At 39.7% G+C, this 17,107-nt stretch carries 18 protein-coding genes; 9 read left to right on the plus strand and 9 right to left on the minus strand.

Annotated elements, in window-relative coordinates; genetic code table 11:
* The 3 genes from I2F62_RS12150 to I2F62_RS12160 form a co-directional block, all read left to right on the plus strand.
* Positions 1-816 (plus strand): right-handed parallel beta-helix repeat-containing protein (locus I2F62_RS12150; protein WP_324627261.1); only part of this gene is annotated, 816 nt, incomplete at its 5' end.
* Between the two features lie 108 nt (positions 817-924).
* Positions 925-2,592, plus strand: coding sequence for a diguanylate cyclase (locus I2F62_RS12155; protein WP_324627262.1), 1,668 nt, complete (start codon positions 925-927; stop codon positions 2,590-2,592).
* A 137-nt stretch (positions 2,593-2,729) separates the two neighbouring features.
* Positions 2,730-3,284: a flavodoxin family protein gene (locus tag I2F62_RS12160; RefSeq protein WP_324627263.1), complete on the plus strand. Its 555-nt coding sequence runs from the start codon at positions 2,730-2,732 to the stop codon at positions 3,282-3,284.
* A 99-nt stretch (positions 3,285-3,383) separates the two neighbouring features.
* Here the strand turns inward: I2F62_RS12160 and I2F62_RS12165 are convergent, their stop codons facing one another.
* From I2F62_RS12165 to rpoD, 6 genes are all read right to left on the minus strand, one after another.
* Positions 3,384-4,790, minus strand: coding sequence for an APC family permease (locus I2F62_RS12165; protein ID WP_420713762.1), 1,407 nt, complete (start codon positions 4,788-4,790; stop codon positions 3,384-3,386).
* A 250-nt stretch (positions 4,791-5,040) separates the two neighbouring features.
* The gene (locus I2F62_RS12170; RefSeq protein ID WP_324627265.1) at positions 5,041-6,225 is read right to left on the minus strand and encodes an iron-containing alcohol dehydrogenase; all 1,185 of its coding nucleotides are present in this window, start codon (positions 6,223-6,225) and stop codon (positions 5,041-5,043) included.
* 2 nt (positions 6,226-6,227) lie between these two features.
* The gene (locus I2F62_RS12175) at positions 6,228-6,764 is read right to left on the minus strand and encodes a hypothetical protein (protein ID WP_324627266.1); all 537 of its coding nucleotides are present in this window, start codon (positions 6,762-6,764) and stop codon (positions 6,228-6,230) included.
* Between the two features lie 36 nt (positions 6,765-6,800).
* On the minus strand, positions 6,801-7,463 hold the full coding sequence (gene lipB / locus I2F62_RS12180) for a lipoyl(octanoyl) transferase LipB (protein WP_324627267.1): 663 nt from the start codon (positions 7,461-7,463) through the stop codon (positions 6,801-6,803).
* Between the two features lie 108 nt (positions 7,464-7,571).
* Positions 7,572-7,862 carry a DUF493 domain-containing protein gene (locus tag I2F62_RS12185; RefSeq protein ID WP_324627268.1) on the minus strand — a complete coding sequence of 97 codons (291 nt, stop codon included), beginning with the start codon at positions 7,860-7,862 and terminating at the stop codon, positions 7,572-7,574.
* A 112-nt stretch (positions 7,863-7,974) separates the two neighbouring features.
* Positions 7,975-9,918: an RNA polymerase sigma factor RpoD gene (gene rpoD / locus I2F62_RS12190; RefSeq protein WP_324627269.1), complete on the minus strand. Its 1,944-nt coding sequence runs from the start codon at positions 9,916-9,918 to the stop codon at positions 7,975-7,977.
* A 284-nt stretch (positions 9,919-10,202) separates the two neighbouring features.
* Between rpoD and I2F62_RS12195 the strand changes: the two genes are divergently transcribed.
* Together I2F62_RS12195 and I2F62_RS12200 are read left to right on the plus strand one after the other, a co-directional pair.
* Positions 10,203-10,409 carry a PA3496 family putative envelope integrity protein gene (locus I2F62_RS12195; RefSeq protein ID WP_324627270.1) on the plus strand — a complete coding sequence of 69 codons (207 nt, stop codon included), beginning with the start codon at positions 10,203-10,205 and terminating at the stop codon, positions 10,407-10,409.
* 68 nt (positions 10,410-10,477) lie between these two features.
* Positions 10,478-11,002, plus strand: coding sequence for a YecA family protein (locus I2F62_RS12200; protein ID WP_324627271.1), 525 nt, complete (start codon positions 10,478-10,480; stop codon positions 11,000-11,002).
* Between the two features lie 74 nt (positions 11,003-11,076).
* Here the strand turns inward: I2F62_RS12200 and tmpT are convergent, their stop codons facing one another.
* Together tmpT and I2F62_RS12210 are read right to left on the minus strand one after the other, a co-directional pair.
* On the minus strand, positions 11,077-11,730 hold the full coding sequence (gene tmpT, locus I2F62_RS12205) for a thiopurine S-methyltransferase (RefSeq protein ID WP_324627272.1): 654 nt from the start codon (positions 11,728-11,730) through the stop codon (positions 11,077-11,079).
* Positions 11,731-11,866: 136 nt separating this feature from the next.
* The gene (locus I2F62_RS12210; RefSeq protein ID WP_324627273.1) at positions 11,867-12,799 is read right to left on the minus strand and encodes a rhodanese-related sulfurtransferase; all 933 of its coding nucleotides are present in this window, start codon (positions 12,797-12,799) and stop codon (positions 11,867-11,869) included.
* A 268-nt stretch (positions 12,800-13,067) separates the two neighbouring features.
* Here I2F62_RS12210 and I2F62_RS12215 point away from each other — a divergent pair, with 268 nt between their 5' ends.
* Positions 13,068-13,553: a DUF1289 domain-containing protein gene (locus tag I2F62_RS12215; protein ID WP_324627274.1), complete on the plus strand. Its 486-nt coding sequence runs from the start codon at positions 13,068-13,070 to the stop codon at positions 13,551-13,553.
* Here I2F62_RS12215 and I2F62_RS12220 read toward each other — a convergent pair.
* Positions 13,550-14,101, minus strand: coding sequence for a TetR/AcrR family transcriptional regulator (locus I2F62_RS12220; protein ID WP_324627275.1), 552 nt, complete (start codon positions 14,099-14,101; stop codon positions 13,550-13,552). The genes I2F62_RS12215 and I2F62_RS12220 overlap by 4 nt on opposite strands.
* An 82-nt stretch (positions 14,102-14,183) precedes the next feature.
* On the opposite strand from I2F62_RS12220, the gene I2F62_RS12225 reads away from it, so the two are divergent.
* From I2F62_RS12225 to I2F62_RS12235, 3 genes are all read left to right on the plus strand, one after another.
* On the plus strand, positions 14,184-14,678 hold the full coding sequence (locus I2F62_RS12225) for an HPP family protein (protein ID WP_324627276.1): 495 nt from the start codon (positions 14,184-14,186) through the stop codon (positions 14,676-14,678).
* A gap of 285 nt (positions 14,679-14,963) precedes the next feature.
* Positions 14,964-16,664, plus strand: coding sequence for an Hsp70 family protein (locus I2F62_RS12230; RefSeq protein ID WP_324627277.1), 1,701 nt, complete (start codon positions 14,964-14,966; stop codon positions 16,662-16,664).
* A 316-nt stretch (positions 16,665-16,980) separates the two neighbouring features.
* Positions 16,981-17,107: transposase (locus I2F62_RS12235; RefSeq protein ID WP_324625581.1), on the plus strand; the 127-nt coding region annotated here is incomplete at its 3' end.

Below are 17,107 nucleotides of genomic sequence, written 5' to 3' on the forward strand. Positions count from 1 at the left end.
GTTGTGGGGATGGGTGCCCATTCTGGCATTAAGGGCAAGGGCTTAATGCTCAAAGGTGGCGTGAGCAATATCAGCATTAAAAACCTAAATATTACCGATATTAATGAACAAGTCATCTGGGCGGGCGATGCGATTACGATTGATAATGCATCGAATGTGCTGATTGATCATAACTATATTGCACGAATCGGTCGTCAGTTTGTGGTGACTGGTTGGGGAGCGGCTAAAAATATTGTGATTAGCAACAATAATTTTGATGGCAGCACCGACTATGGGCATTATTGTGATCGTCGTCATTACTGGAATTTCTTATTTTTGGGCGACAAACAGACCATTAGCTTTAAGCAAAATTGGATTCATCAAACATCAGGACGTGCGCCTGAATTAGGGCAAGCAGATTCTGCATCTGGTTTAGGTTTGGTGCATGTGGTGAATAATTTGTATCAATCGAATTATTACATGGGGGTGCGCACCAGTCCGAAGGTGTTGGCTTTGGTTGAAGGCAATTATTACGATAATAGTGCTGCTTTAAAAGGTAAGTTTCAGCCAATTTTTAAGAAAACCGCCAACGATTTAATTTTTGCACCATCTTCAAGTAATCTTGGTCAGGCCAATAACGATTGTACTCGTCAGTTGGGGCGTAATTGTGAGGCAAACTTTAATAGCAATGCCGACCGTAGCGATGCCTTTGAGGTCAACGCTGACGTATTGTCGCGGCAATATGATTTAGCGATTAAAAATTTTGTGGGGACAACCCATCCGATGAAGGTGACTGCGGTTAAACAATTTGTTTTGGCAAATGCAGGGCCAAAATAAGGCTTGAGCCTTGAATTTTTTGTGTAAAAAAGACTGAATAATCAGTCTTTTTTATCTTTTTAAGCGTGAAAAACATTATAATTTTTAAACTTGATTATGGACAATCACATGCTTCAATTTAATTCATTGCGCGACCGCTTACTTATTTTATTTGCGGGAATTTCCTTTCTTTTGGGCTTATGCACTGTTTTTTCAATTGGTGAAATTGCATCGAAAAAAATGAAGCAGGCCAGTGGCGAAGCTTTATATGCTTCTGCGCAAAGTATTAGCAATATGCTGGCTACAAATTTAGCGGAACGCGAGCGTGAAATGGTGTTATTGAGTCAATCGCCATTTTTTGCTGCGGCGGACTTTAACGATCCGCAAGTTCAACAGCAGCTTGATCAGGTTAAAACCTCATATCAATATTATGCTTGGTTGGGAATTGCCAATTTATCGGGCAAAGTCACTGTTGCTGCCAACCAATTATTACAAGGCGCGGATGTTTCAGAGCGACCTTGGTTTATTAATGGGTTAAGTCATGTTTATTTGGGTGATGTGCATAAAGCCGTTTTATTGGCCAAAATTTTGCAGTCGAACAATCCAAGCGAGCCGATGCGATTTATCGATTTTGCCACACCCATTTACGACTTAAAAACCCATAAAGTAAAAGGCGTGTTGGCGGCCCATGCTGACTGGGGATGGGCAGGGCAAGTTTTAAAAACCGCATTGTCTGCAGATGCGCAAAAACAAGGTATTGAGGTTTTTATTGTTAATTCGCACGGTGAAATTTTGTATCCATTTAAAAGTATTGGGCAGGTGAATCCGCCAGATTTACAAAAAAATCGTGCCGAATATTTTACCGATTCATGGCATAGCAAACAGCAATATTTAACCACCGATGTTCCTGTGGTGTCTAAAACACAAATGGATTTAGGTTGGCGTGTCATGATCCGTCAGCCGATTAATATTGCGTTGGCTGACGTGCGCACCTTACAAAAGCAAATTCTGCTGATTGGTTTCATTCTTTCAGCGGTGTTGCTATTGATCACGTATAAATTGGCCGACAGTTTTAGTCGTCCAATTGCTAAATTAGCCAAAAAAGCCTATGCAGTACAGCAGGGCAATGATGAGATTCAATTTACCACTAAAAGCAGTATTTTAGAGTTACAGGGCTTGTCTGAATCTTTAGGTAGCATGACAGAAACGTTGTTGCAACAGAAAAAACAATTACAAGATGCCAATTCAACCCTCGAGCAAAAAGTAACAGAACGCACCCGTGAGTTGGAGCTTGCCAATACCGAACTTGAAAAACTTGCACGTTATGATGTGCTTACGGGCTTATATAATCGCCGTGCCAGTAACGATTACGCGCATGATCTATATCAACAATGGCAACGTTATCAGCAGGCTTATACCATTTTATTAATGGACATCGATTTTTTTAAAAAAATTAATGACAGTTATGGACACGAAGTGGGTGACAAAGTATTACAAGAAGTGGCCAAGCTGATTCCAATGGCACTGAGAAAAACGGATTTTGTCGCCCGTTTTGGTGGTGAGGAATTTTTGGTGTTGTTGCCTGCCACAGAACTAGACGGCGCAGTAATTTTAGCCGAACGGGTTCGTGAGCTGATTGCCCATAGCACAATTTTAGTGCAGCAACCGATAACCATGAGTATTGGTGTGAGCGAGGTGCAAGCGCAAGATGTGAGTACCGATGATGTGATTCGCCATGCTGATCAGTGTTTATACACGGCTAAAAAGCAAGGGCGAAATCGGGTTGTGGCAATGTAAAATATTTTGAGTGTTATTATTGGTTTTTGGTCAATATCTTATTCATTTATAAGAGAATAATTAGCGTAGATTTGCTGTGGATGGCATAAGATATGCTATATTTTATCCGTTCTTAAAAACGTAAAAATAGGTAAAAAATGGCAAAAGTTGCAGTTGTTTATTATTCAGGTTATGGCCACACCAAAGTCATTGCAGAAGTGTTTGCAAATGAAATTGACGCAGCTTTAATTGCAATTGATAAACAAGGTGATATTCAAGACGCAGACTGGGAAACATTAAATCAGGCCGATGCAATTGTATTCGGTGCACCAACATATATGGGTGCAGCGCCTTGGCAGTTTAAGAAATTTGCAGATGCAACATCGAAGGTTTGGTTCACTCGCGGTTGGCAAGATAAAGTCTTTGCAGGTTTCACCAACAGTGCAAGTTTAAATGGCGACAAACAAGTCACTTTAATTCAATTACAAACTTTAGCATCGCAACATGGCGGTATTTGGGTGAGCTTAGGTTTAGCGCCGTCAAATGCGAAAAATGCAACTCGTCAAGATGTCAATAATTTAGGCGGTTCAGTGGGGCTACTGGTACAAAGCCCATCGGATGCAAGCGTAGATGAAATCCCATCTGGCGATTTAGACACCGCAAAAGCCTATGCAAAACGCGTATTAAGCGTTGCCGAAAAATTAGCGGGCTAATTTTTAACAGATATAAGTAAAAAAATGACCGTTCCAGCCTAAATTGAAACGGTCATTGAATAAAAAACCAGCGTAAACGCTGGTTTTTTATGTATAGAATTAATCTTGTTTGTATTGTGGTGGTGGAATCTTAAAGCCTTTGGTTTTATAACCTAAGAATAGAATACCCACAACAGCCCAAATAATTCCCCATTTTAGTGCAACGTGGTCAATTTGAAGCCATAACGCACCAACAGCGATAAACCCTAACATTGGAATAACAACGTAGTTAAAGATATCTTTAGCGTTTTTGGTTCGACCTTCACGTAAGGCATATTGCGAAATCACGCAGAGGTTTACGAAACTAAACGCAGTTAATGCACCAAAACTAATCAGTGATACGACATGGTCAAGGTCTGTAAAGCCTGCTGAAAGTGCAATAATCCCCACTAAAATAATGTTGAATGCTGGAGAGTGTGTTTTTGTACTTAAACTACCGAAGTATTTTTTATTAAAAACACCATCTCGACCCATCACATACATTAAACGAGAAACCCCTGCATGCGCAGAAATACCAGACGCCATTACTGTGACAATTGCGAATGCAAGAATCACTGATTTAAACATTTCACCGCCCACAATACGTAAAATATCGGGTTGTGTTGCGTTTACATCTTGGAAGTATTGGCTTGGATTCCCTGGGAAAAACAGTTGCATGAAATAAGTTGCAACAATGAAGATAATCCCTGAAATAAGCGCGGTTAAGAAGATGGCACGTGGAAGGACTTTATCTGTATCTTTGGTTTCTTCTGCAAGCGAACTGAGCGCATCAAAACCTGTAAACGAGAAACACAAAATGGTTGCGCCTGTAATCAATGCGCCGACATTGGTTTTATCTCCAAAGAATGGCGTAGTTGACCAAAGCGTTGCATCATGCGTTGCCGATAGGCCCATAGTGTTCATTGCTGTGTTGCCAAGTGCTAATTGTTTGATGATCATCACAACAAAAATCACAATAACAAGGATTTGGAATAAAACGATTAAACCATTGAAATTCGCAACAAATTTAATGCCACGTAAATTCACCCATGTCATAAACAGCGTTAAACCAATCACCCACACCCAGTGATTTACTCCAGGGAACATATCTGTAAGATAAATTACCGCAAGTAAAATATTCACCATTGGACTTAAAATGTAGTCGAGAAGGGATGACCAACCGACCATAAAGCCCGCATTTGGATGGACTGCGCGTTGTACATAAGTATATGCAGAACCCGAAGATGGATAGCGGCGAATCATGTTTCCGTAGCTTAGTGCGGTAAATAAAACGGCAAGTAAGGCAAAGAAATAAGAGGTTGGAACATGTTGGATACTAGCTTCCGATACCATACCGAAGGTATCGAATAGGGTCATTGGTTGAATGTAGGCCAATCCAATAATAATAATATGGCCTAGAAGCAGAGTCTTTTGCAGTGATGCTGCCGGTTGAGTCCCAGAAGAATGTGTCAACGGCGTTATCCTCATAATCGTTGATCAAGGATCAGCTAAATTTTTAGGACCGTTTAGGACGAACGATCCCACCCACGATAAAACAAAGAGCGCAACTTTATATCAATTTGGTTAAATTTGACAGTTTTTCAGCTTTCTTTTGGTAAAACATTTAGCAAAAAATCTGCCAATGTTGAATATAATGCCGCATCTATTTCTTATATAACAAAAAAAGCACAATATTTAAATCAGATTGTACTTTTTTGACCAACAGAGTCACTCAATATCACCATGCTTTTTGCAAGATCTCTTTGAGTTGCTCTAGCGATGTTTCTTTCGGATTGTAAATAATCGAGCCATCGTTCCATGCTTTTTCGGCAATTTCATCGAACTGATTCTGTTGTACTTTTCCGGTTTCGCTTAATGTGCGCGGTAGTTTGGTGCGTTCAAATAGTCGATCTCGAATATCATACAGCGTTGAAATAGTTTTTTCTGCGCGCTCTGACGCTGGGGTTTGTGCATAAACTTCACTGCCAGCAAGTGGTAATAATAGTTCGGCAATTTTTTCACCATTCACACTTTTATTGTATTCAAGTACGTAAGGTAAAAATAAGTTCATGCACAAGCCATGCGGCAAATGTGCAACCGCACCCAATGAATGTCCAAGCGAGTGCACTAAACCGACCATTGAATTTGAAAAAGCAATGCCTGCCATGGTAGAGGCTTGAGCGAGTTCTAAACGTGCAGCGCTATCTTTAGGATGATCTAAAACCTGAAATAAGTTTTGGCTAATTTTTTTAATGGCAGCGGTAGAATAGGCATCGCTCATGGGATTGGCGGCCATACAACTGTAAGCTTCAATGGCATGCGTCATTGCATCCATTGCAGTCATTGCGGTCAGGTGTGGTGGTAAAGTTAAGGTCATGCGTGGGTCTAAAATGGCAGCATGTGGCATTAGGTAATACGATGCAAATGCCATTTTGACATTTTTTTCTGGGTCAGAGACGACCGCCACCATGGTAACTTCTGAACCCGTGCCAGAGGTGGTTGGAATGACAAAAAAGGGTTTGAGTGGTTTGGGTAAATTGTGTGCACCCGAATATTTAAGCAGGTCATCACCACCTTCTGACACTAAAATATTGGTGGCTTTGGCTGTATCGATAACTGAACCACCACCAATGGCAATAATGGCATCGCAATGATGTTCACGATAAGATTTTGCTGCTAGACGTACAGTTTCTAAACTCGAATCTGGTGGTACATCGTCAAAAATACTGCCAATTGCAACATCTGCTGTTATAAATGCAGCTTCAATTGGGGCAAGCAGTCCATTGGTGCGAACACCTTTATCGGTAATAATCAGCGGACACTTTGCCCCTAAGGTTGCCAGTTCAAAAGGGATATGTTCAAGTGCGGCATGACCGGCAATAAGTTTAACAGGGCAAAAAAACTCGTAATATGATTTGCTCATGGCTATACGTTCCCTTTTATGTAGGATTGTGCAATTTTGCAATAAATAGAACTGGCTGCTTTGATTTTTTCTTTGAAGCCGAGTGATTTTGGATACTCTTTGACTGCCATACTTGCCATAAATTTAGGCAAAATCAGTGCTTCCATTTTATTTAAACAGCGTACCAAACGCACTGCATAAGATAAGTCACCATCTGCAATCATGCGGTCATTGGCAAAGGCTTGCGCGGTACTTTCCTGAAAAGAAAACACCAAATAAGCATGGTTTAAGTGTTTAAAGGTAATGGTTAAATCAGGTTTATGTGTGTAGGTTTGTAGAAGTTGTAATTGTTTGTTTGGAGTAACTTGTGCAATAAACGCCGGCCCGTTGGGAAAGACATTCATCGACAAAATAAAGTTATCTGGAAATTTGGCGATTTCAGCTTGAATTTCTGGGTCTACTTGACTTGCAGTGACAAGGCCACGTCCAATCACATCCATCATGAGTTTGACGTAGCTGCGTTGCAGGCTATATTTCACTGGAGCTTTGGTCATTTTCATCCCTTTGATGCTGTTATGCATGAACATTACTTTAACTTATTTTTCAGTAATGACCTGTATCTCTTTAAAGTAATCTGTGCGTTTAAAATAATCAATCATATCTAAACTGAGTTGTTCAAAATTAGGATAATTATTGAGAAGATCAGAGAAACGTACCATTTCCAAACCTGCATAACCACAGGGATTAATACTTTGAAATCCAGTTAAGTCGCAATCAATATTTAGGGCTAAGCCGTGGTAACTACGACCTTTACGAATTTTAAAACCCAAAGAGCCAAATTTTCGACCATCGACATATACACCGGGCGCATCGGATTTGGCATAACCTTCAATGTTATATTTTTTGAGTAGGTCAATCATGAGTTGTTCGGCAAAGCTGACTAATGTCCGCACATTCCATTTTAAGCGGTTAAGATCAAACATGAAATAAATCACCATTTGCCCCGGGCCATGCCAAGTGACTTGTCCACCGCGGTCGGATTGTACAACAGGAATGTCGGTTGGAATAAGAATGTGTTCAGGTTTACCCGATTGTCCTTGAGTGAGTACCGCAGGGTGTTGCAAAATCCATAGCTGATCGGGAGAATTTTCGTCACGCTGTTCGGTATAGCTTTTCATTTCAATGAAACGCTCAGCATACGGGGTAAGGCTGCAATATTGGCGGATTAGAAGCGTGGGTTTTATTATTGCGTCTGTCACTGCAATCTGCCTTAAAAATTAAGAATAGGTCTTTATTATAAAACAGTTAGCATGAGATAAATGCATTTGTGTGCTGATAAAAAACACGCCCTGAAGCGTGTTTTTTTATTACAATGCCGTTTTAATCAGTGGGCAAGCAGCTAAGTCTGCATATAACGCATGCACTTGCTCTAATTCATCAAAACGCAACTGTGCGGTAAGAGAATGATATTTCCCTGTGCGAGATGGCGTGATGACTAAGCTTGCTTCATCAAACTCAGGAAAATGTTTTACTAAAATTCCAACCACCGCAACACGAAGTTCTTCACCTGCATTGCCGATGAGTTTAATAGGATAGTCCATTGGGAATACCCAAAGGTCTTCACGAAGTTCACGAGAAGGTGTGCGGTCTTCTAACATAATAGCCTCATTTTTAATATAAAAACGCCTGCAATCAGCGCAGGCGTTGTATTGATACATCTTATAATGGGGGGGTGAGAAAAAAAATCAAGCACCCATAGTTAAGATGATCTTAGTCATTTTCCAAGAACGAACGTAAGTGTTCTGAACGAGAAGGATGACGCAGTTTACGCAAAGCTTTGGCTTCAATCTGACGAATACGTTCACGCGTTACATCAAACTGTTTGCCGACTTCTTCTAAAGTATGGTCGGTTGGCATATCAATACCAAAACGCATTTTTAGAACTTTGGCTTCACGTTCAGTCAGGTTTTCTAATACTTCGCGTGTCGCTTCTTTTAAGCCTTCTGAAGTTGCAGCATCCACAGGTGACGTGATGTTCGAATCTTCAATAAAATCACCAAGATGAGAATCTTCATCATCACCAATTGGGGTTTCCATTGAAATTGGCTCTTTTGCAATTTTCAGCACTTTACGAACTTTGACTTCGTCCATTTCTAAACGTTCGCCTAATTCTTCAGGGGTTGGTTCGCGGCCCATTTCTTGTAGCAACTGACGAGAAACACGATTAATTTTGTTAATGGTTTCAATCATATGCACAGGAATACGAATAGTACGTGCTTGGTCTGCAATCGAACGGGTAATGGCTTGACGAATCCACCATGTTGCATACGTTGAGAACTTATAACCACGGCGATATTCAAACTTATCAACCGCTTTCATCAAACCGATGTTACCTTCTTGAATCAAATCTAAGAATTGTAAACCACGGTTGGTGTATTTTTTCGCAATTGAAATTACCAAACGTAAGTTGGCTTCGACCATTTCTTTTTTCGCACGGCGAGCTTTGGCTTCACCAATCGACATGCGTTTGGCAATATCTTTAATACCTTTGACGTTTAAGCCAAGGTATTGTTCGATGTCTGCAATTTTCTGTTGGAACGCCAACACATCAGGACGCACTTTTTCTAAATAACCGCGTGTTTCTGCTGGGGCTTTGGCAAGCTGCTCTTCAAACCATGCTGGATTCGATTCTTGACCCGGGAAAGTTGTACGGAACAAGTTGCGGTCCATACGGCCACGGCGAATCGCATAGCGCATAATTTCACGTTCAGCGGTACGAATTTGTTCGTGTGTGCCGCGAATCATTTCTGAAATAATGTCAAATAAACGTGGTGTAAATTTGAACATCATAAATACAGTTGCAAGCGAGCTGAGTGCTTCTTCAGATTCTGGCGCTGTACGACCATGTTTTTCAAAGGTGTTTTTGGCGTGAATCCATACTTGCTCTAATTCTGCAAAACGAGCTTTCGCAATTTCAGGGTCTGGACCTGATTCACCTTCAGAATCGTCATCGCTTTCAGACTCTTCTTCTTCATCGTCATCATCAAGCTTGACGTCTTTGGTTGGTTTTTCCGAAGCATCGTCTTCATCTTCAATTTCAGATTCTTCTTCCAATACTTCCGGAATATCTTCGTCAGATTCAGGGTCTAAATAACCTGATAAAATATCTGCTAGGCGGCGTTCGCCATTGTTATATTCTTCATATTCTTTTAAAACAACTTCAACCGCATTCGGCCAATATGCAATGGCATTTAAAACATCGCGAATACCTTCTTCGATGCGTTTGGCAATGCTAATTTCACCTTCGCGGGTCAGTAGTTCAACTGTACCCATTTCACGCATATACATACGAACAGGGTCGGTGGTGCGTCCCGGTTCGCTTTCAACTGAAGCGAGTACCGCAGCCGCTTCTTCTTCAGCAACTTCATCGCCCGATTCAGTCGATTCACCAAACATGGTATCGTCGGTTTCAGGCGCACGTTCATGCACAGGAATACCCACGTCTTGAAGCATTTGAATAATGTCTTCAATTTGTTCGCTTTCAGTGATCGAGTCTGGGAGATGATCGTTAACCTCAGCGTAAGTTAAATAACCTTGCTCTTTGCCTCGGCTAATCAGAGCCGCTACTTGAGAAGTAGGGGAATTCATATCGCTCATCTTTTGCTTACTCTCAGTTGAATCGGTGGCAGTGAAAAACCGTGCATGATAGCACACTTTAAGTGGTTTTTTTCAGTTCTCATGTGTTATCGACCTGTTTTACAGGCATTACAGCATAAAGTTTTATAAATATCGGGTTGTTCTAGTTTTTTTCAAGAGCTAAATCGCAAGGAATGCAATTTAATCCTAGATTGTATATATAAATACACAAAAATTATCGAGAAAAAAAGAGCAGTTTATTTGATCGTTAAAAAATATAAAAGTAGATAATTCTTGACAATATGGTGTGGTTGCGATAAATAGCCGATAAAACATTTATATTTTATGTTGAGGTAGTTTCAGTGTCTTCTACAGATTTTGAACTAGATGAGAGTTACGATGATGATGTCAGTTTCGATGAATCATCAAGTAAAATCACTGCAAAAGAGTCATTAGAAAAACGTCGTTTAATTGACGACCTGCTTGCGCAACGTCGTTTAGAACGCGAATTAAAAGAGTTTGATTACGATTTGGACGATGACGACGACTTTGAGGATGATGTTGAATAAAAGCGCTTAAACAAGTGCTTGAATCAATGTTATGCTCGCGCACAGTATAGATTAAGAATGGAATGACCATGAGTGCATTAAATTTAGATCAGTTAAGTGATTATTTGGACGGTGACCAAAACGAGTATGGTCTAGATTTCGCAGCAACCCATGGTTTTTTAAGTGCCATTGCTGTTGGACCAACTTTTGATAATTGGTTAAATGAATTATTTGACAGTAACGTTAAAAAAGTTCCTGCTGAAATTGTTGCGCAAATTAAACTTTGGTTAGATTATCTACGTCAGTGCCTAGCCAATGAAGAGGGAATTGAATTTCCTTTTGAAATTGAAGAAGCGGATGTTGAGTCAAGCTTAGGCGATTGGAGTGTGGGTTTTGTCGATGCAATGTTCTTAAATGAAGAAGCATGGTTTACTCCAGAATTTGAAGAACAATTGGTCGATTTAACTTTGCCAATTATGGTGTTTAGTGGCATTGATGAAGAAGATCCACAAATGGAATCTTTCCGCCGCAATGGTCAATTAATGGATGAACTTGCAGAAGAGATTCCAGACAATTTAAATGAATTGTATTTGATGTATCACACACCAAACTAATTCGTCATTATGGTCTTTGAGTCTGAGTAGGCTCGATAGATTGCAAAACACCGCTTGATGCGGTGTTTTTTTCTTTAAAGCTTGGCTGTAAGTTGCCAAACTGTACTTTTAGGGTTATTGCCTTTGTTTTTTATAGGATCAACCCATTGTTCTTGTATACATTTTAAATTGTAGGTCTTCGCATAAAGCATTTGAATTTCAGCTTGATTGACTGAAAAAGGCGGCCCTTCATGGCTTCCTGCATCGTATTCATAGCTAATGAGAAATTGAGGCGCTGCATTGGTGATTTCAACTAAGTGTTTTGCATAGTTGAAACGTATTGCATCAGGTAATGCAATCAGAGCAGCTCGGTCATATATGGCATCGACATGTCCTAGCTCTGTGTGTGACAGATTAAAAAAGTCTCCGACATAAAGATCAATTTGTGGGTGGTGATAGTGGATCAGATCATGATGATGCAAGACCTCAAAATGTATTTCAAAGTCTTTAGCCAATTGTTCCATCAATGATGTTACAGCAATATGGCTGAGTTCAATTGCGACAACTTTGTATTCTTGCTGTAAAAACCAGCTAAGATCCAGTGTTTTTCCACTTAAGGGAACAAAAATACGGGCATGTGCATTTAAATTCAGCTGATTAAAGTGTTCCACTAAAAGCGGGCTAGGAATGAATTGGTGAAAACCAATTTTATTGTCTTGCCAACGTTGATGCCAAAATTCGTGTTGCATAATATTTCTTTAGATGTGCTGAGTTATTATATCTATCATGGTTGATGAAAATAAATAAAGATAGTAAAGGCTAGAATTTTTATTTTTTTTGCACAAAGCCAAAACTAGAGCAGGCTAGTTTTGGCTTTGTTTTAAATTAAAGACGTTTACGTTTTGCAGCCGCAATTTGCGATTGGCGCATACGGAAACCTTCTTTTTGTTTATCCGAAGTTTTTTTGATGCAATATACGCAAGACACACCATGTTCGTAGCTTGGTAAAGCCACTTCTTCAGGAACCAAAGGCCAACCACAGGCATGACATTTAATATTTTCGCCTTCTTCCATACCGTGTGTAACCGCGGTACGCCCATCAAAGACAAAACATTCACCTTCCCACATGCTTTCTTCGCTTGGGGTTTCTTCTAGATATTTTAAAATCCCGCCTTTAAGGTGATAAACCTCGTTAAAGCCTTCTTGTAATAATAAAGAGGTCGATTTTTCACAGCGGATACCACCGGTACAGAACATGGCAATTTTTTTATCTTTATGCTGTTCTAAATTTTGCTTCACATATTCTGGAAACTCACGGAAAGTTTCTGTTTTAGGGTCAATCGCACCCTTAAATGTACCTGCTTTGTATTCGTAATCGTTACGGGTATCAATTAAAATGACATCGTCACGGGCAATTAATTCATTCCATTCTTTCGGGTCTAAATAATGCCCGACCAAGTCGCGTGGTTTGACTTCTACGCCTAAAGTAACAATTTCACTTTTGAGTTTAATTTTCATTTTACGAAAGGGCTTTTCAGAACTATGCGATTCTTTATATTCCATCGCAGTAAAGCCTTCGTTTAATAAAAATTGATGGATCGTATCAATACCTTGACGATCCCCAGCAACCGTGCCGTTAATTCCTTCACTGGCCACAATTAGAGTTCCACATAACTTGATGGTTTTGACTAAATCGAGAAGGCGTTGCTGTAAATCGGCAGCATCGGCAACTTCTTTAAATTGATATAGTGCGGCAACAACCCAGTCAGTGGTCGCTTGCTGTTCTACAGGTGCAAGCTGTTCTACAGTAGCGTTCATGGAAACTCCAAAAGTATCAGTAATCAAAAATAAGTGGCATATTCTAGCGTGAAAATCAGTTTTAAGCGACAAATCAATACAATTTATAGGGAATTGTTCCTAAAAAATAATCGTGATCATCTTTGAAGATGAATGCTTAAACGCAAGATTTAAGTAACATTAAATAAAGTGAAAATCTGCTTTGAAACACCAAATCTAGTTGATAAAATATCTTTGCATACAAGATATAGTGTTTTTAGTTCTAAATTTTTAATATGAGGTCGTTATTTTGAGTAATGCTGGTCGAATCCCTACAGTTACACCGTGTGCAGGGCGTTGCTCAACCACTTTTGGCGATCATGTTTGTCGCGGTTGTCGGCGCTTTAATCATGAAATTATTCGTTGGAACAGCTATACCGAGGCACAACAATTGGCAATTTGGAAGCGACTAGATTTGCAGTTAGATCAAATTTTAATTCCAATGCTGCCACATGCAAATTTAACGATGGTCACGCAATTTTTGCTTTCAAAGCGAGTACGTGTCTTAGCGCAGGCGACCACAGGCCGTCAATTATATTACGCGCTGCGGTTGTGTGAAAAAAACAAACACTTGGCGGATGATAGTGGCTTGGGCGTAACTGCGGAACAGGTTAAACCGTTGTGGCGCGAGTTTGAACGGCGGATTTTGTCTTTGGCGCAGGCAAGTTATGATTTGGCTTGGCTACGTGCAGATGGCATTCAGCACAGTTTATTGCAAGTAAGCATGGAAGATTAAGCTTGCAGCATGCCAATGAGGTTAAATAATAAGGATTTATTCTGTTCTGCGCGTTCTGCATTAAAACCTTCAACTAAAAAACGATTAATTAAGCTTTCTAAAAAATTATAAGTCAGTTCAGTAATTTCTGCTGGGCGCATTAAGTTTTGTGTGTGCTTTGAAATAAAAGCATACAACCATGTTTTATGGTCTTTAGCTAGTTGGATAATTTCGTCTTCTTGTTTAGAAGATTCACCAACTGCGCGAACAAATAAACAGCCTTTAAAGGTATCTTGCTGAAACCAATGAATATGCCAATCAAAAATGCGCTCTAGCGCGTTTAAATCGGTTGTATCACCAACAAATTGTTCTAGGCTGTCTCTAAAGCGCGTATCGCGCGTTTTTAAAACACTGGCGACCAATTGTTGCTTATTTTTAAAATAAGTATATAGCGTGGTTTTAGAGCAACCAGATTCATCACGGATTAAGTCGACCCCAACACTGCTAAAACTGTGTTGGTTAAATAAATACTCTGCGGTATCTAAAATTTTATCGGCTGATTTCGACATGATAATTTGCCTATTGAAATAAGTACAGATCTGTACTATTTTAGCTCGCTTATGCATTTAAATCAATTACAGGGCGTCTGCAATGTTTTCCATTGTCTTGAACAAACAAAAATCTGTACCACAGCCATCATGTTCTGAAATATTAAAAGCATTATTTGGAGGCAGTTTAAGCATTGGATTATTGCTGTTGCTGAGTCAGTGGTCGGGACATTTGTGGATTATGGCACCCTTCGGCGCAAGTTGTGTGTTGTTGTATGCTGCGGCACAATCGCCTTTGGCGCAGCCTCGAAATGTTATTTTGGGGCATTTTATTACAGCCTGTATTGGCTTAATTTTTTTAAAATTATTGGGTGTTCATGTTTGGAGTATTGCGCTTTCAGTTGGCTGTGCCATTGCCATGATGCAGTGGTTAGGCTGTGTTCATCCCCCCGCAGGAGCCAATCCTTTGGTCATTTTACTTACAGCCAACACAATTCATTATGATGGCTACTTTCTTATTTTTCCTGTGCTTTCGGGTGCAGTGGCGTTAGTCTTGATTGCGAAGTGTGTGAATAACTTTAAAGCCAGACAGAAATGACCAATAAAATACGCTCGAACCTTTCAGGCTAGATAAGAAAAAGGGAGAGCAATCCACGAAAGGGGTGTTCTAGTATATAACGTCGGCTTTTTCCATTTTAACTATCTACGGCTTTGGATTTTACCTCGCCCTGAAGCTTTGTAATCGTATTATAGGTTCATTTTTTATGTTTGCAGTGTTTTACCTATTTGGATACACAGATAATTATCTACATATCGAAAATATAAGTATTATGGATTAAACTTAAAATCAAATTTTCATATCTTTTCGTAAAATTTGATAAAAATGACAGCATTAAAACCCCTCATTGCCATTGATCTTGGTACAAGTAATTCATTAGTTGGTGTTTTCGAAAATGGTCAATCTAGATTGATTGATAATGCCTACGGTACAAAATTAACCCCATCAGCAATTGCGATGGATGAACAAGGGCAAATATTGATTGGTCAGGCTGCTCTTGAACTTAGAAGCACAGGGCAGGATGTCTTAACCAGTTTTAAACGCTTAATGGGCACATCAAAGCTTTTAAAATTGGGGCGCAAAGAATTTAGTGCAGTTGAATTGTCTGCACTTATTTTACAATCTTTAAAACAAGATGCTGAACAAGCATTACAAGTTGAAGTAGAGGAGGCAGTGATTACGGTTCCTGCATACTTTAACGATATTCAACGCCAAGCGACAATTTCAGCCGCAGAGCTTGCTGGGTTAAAAGTCAGCCGCTTAATTAATGAACCGACTGCGGCTGCACTCGCTTATGGGTTGGGGCAAAGTGAGGACAGTTGTTTCCTTATTTTTGACCTAGGTGGTGGTACATTTGATGTCTCAATTGTGGAGTTGTTCGATGGTGTAATTGAAGTTCGTGCCAGTGCAGGAGATAACTTCTTAGGCGGTGATGATTTTATTTTGCTGATTATGAAACAATTTTGGATGAAATATGCTTCTGAATTTGGCTCAGCAGAAAATACAATTCCGTACGATATTGAAGTGGCATTAAAAGCCAAAGCGCAGCATTGCTTACACACCTTAACCAAAGAAGCATCAACCGAATTGGTATTTAAGTGGAAAGAACAAGAATATCGATTTAACGTTACACAAGAAAATTTAGCAAAATGGGCAGAACCGTTGTTGCTAAAACTACGTCGTCCACTAGAGCGTGCATTACGTGACTCTCGTATACAACCACAACAAGTTGACCAAGTTATTATGGTTGGGGGAGCAACGCGTATTCCTTTGGTTCGAAAGCTGGTGACGAAATTGTTTGGTCGGTTTCCATCGACCAGTATTCAACCTGATGAAGCAATTGTACGTGGTGCATGTATTCAAGCAGGCTTAAAAGCCAAAGATGAATCGTTAAAAGAGGTGGTGTTAACCGATGTTTGTCCTTTTAGTTTAGGCATTGCAGTTGGAGCAGACTCTCAGTTCTCACCTATTTTAGAACGAAATATTGTGATTCCTGCCAGTAAAGTAAATAGTTATACCGCACGCGAAAAAGGTCAGCGTGAAATTGTTGTCGATATTTATCAAGGTGAGCACCGTCTTTGTCGAGAAAATATTTCACTGGGTTCGCTAACGGTTCCATTACCTGCCAATGATGAACATCTTTCTATTGATGTACGATTTTCCTATAACCCAAATGGGATTTTAGATGTGGATGTCTTTGTGCCTGCCACCAACGAGAAATTTCAGAAAGTGGTGGTGAATCATCAAAGTGTGATGTCTGCCGAACAAATTGAGTTGGCACGACAGCAACTACAATCTTTAAAAATTCACCCACGTGATAACTTGACCAATAAGAGTTTATTATTGCGCGCGGAGCGCTTATTTAGAGAGAGAACAGGCGACTTACGTTTACATATTGGAGAGCGAACGGAACATTTTAATCAAGTATTGAATCAACAGGATGAACGTCAAATTCGTGAAGCAAGACAATATTTTGAAGCATTCCTAAACGAAGTAGAAGATATTACTTTATTTGAGGATTATTAAGAAATTGAGGTTTTTAAGTGTTCCATTTTTAATGGAACACTTAAAAACACGTAATGCTGCGTAAGGTTTTTTAATTTTTATTTAAAAAAGCTTCAGGTTGCTTTATTCGTATTTGTTGGTCTATCTTAAATATTTTAAAAATCTCAATAAGTTCCGACTATTAACCGCAGTAAAAATTAATCCTGTAATTATAAGCATAATTGTGAGTAAGTAAGGGTGGAATTCTTCTGGTAAGAAGGAAGATCGGTAATGCTCCCGCAAATTAAGCGAGTTTAAAAGTAGAAAATCGATTAACCTTTGTCCAAGGAGATTTTCTATGAAAACATCAAAATATTCAGACAGTTTAATCATGAGTATTTTAAAACAAGCTGAATCTGGCACGCCTGTACCGAATCTTTGTCGTGAACACGGTATGAGTACGGCAACGTTCTACAAATGGAAGT

It is taken from the genome of Acinetobacter sp. MD2(2019) (genome assembly GCF_035615615.1).
Lineage (GTDB): Bacteria > Pseudomonadota > Gammaproteobacteria > Pseudomonadales > Moraxellaceae > Acinetobacter.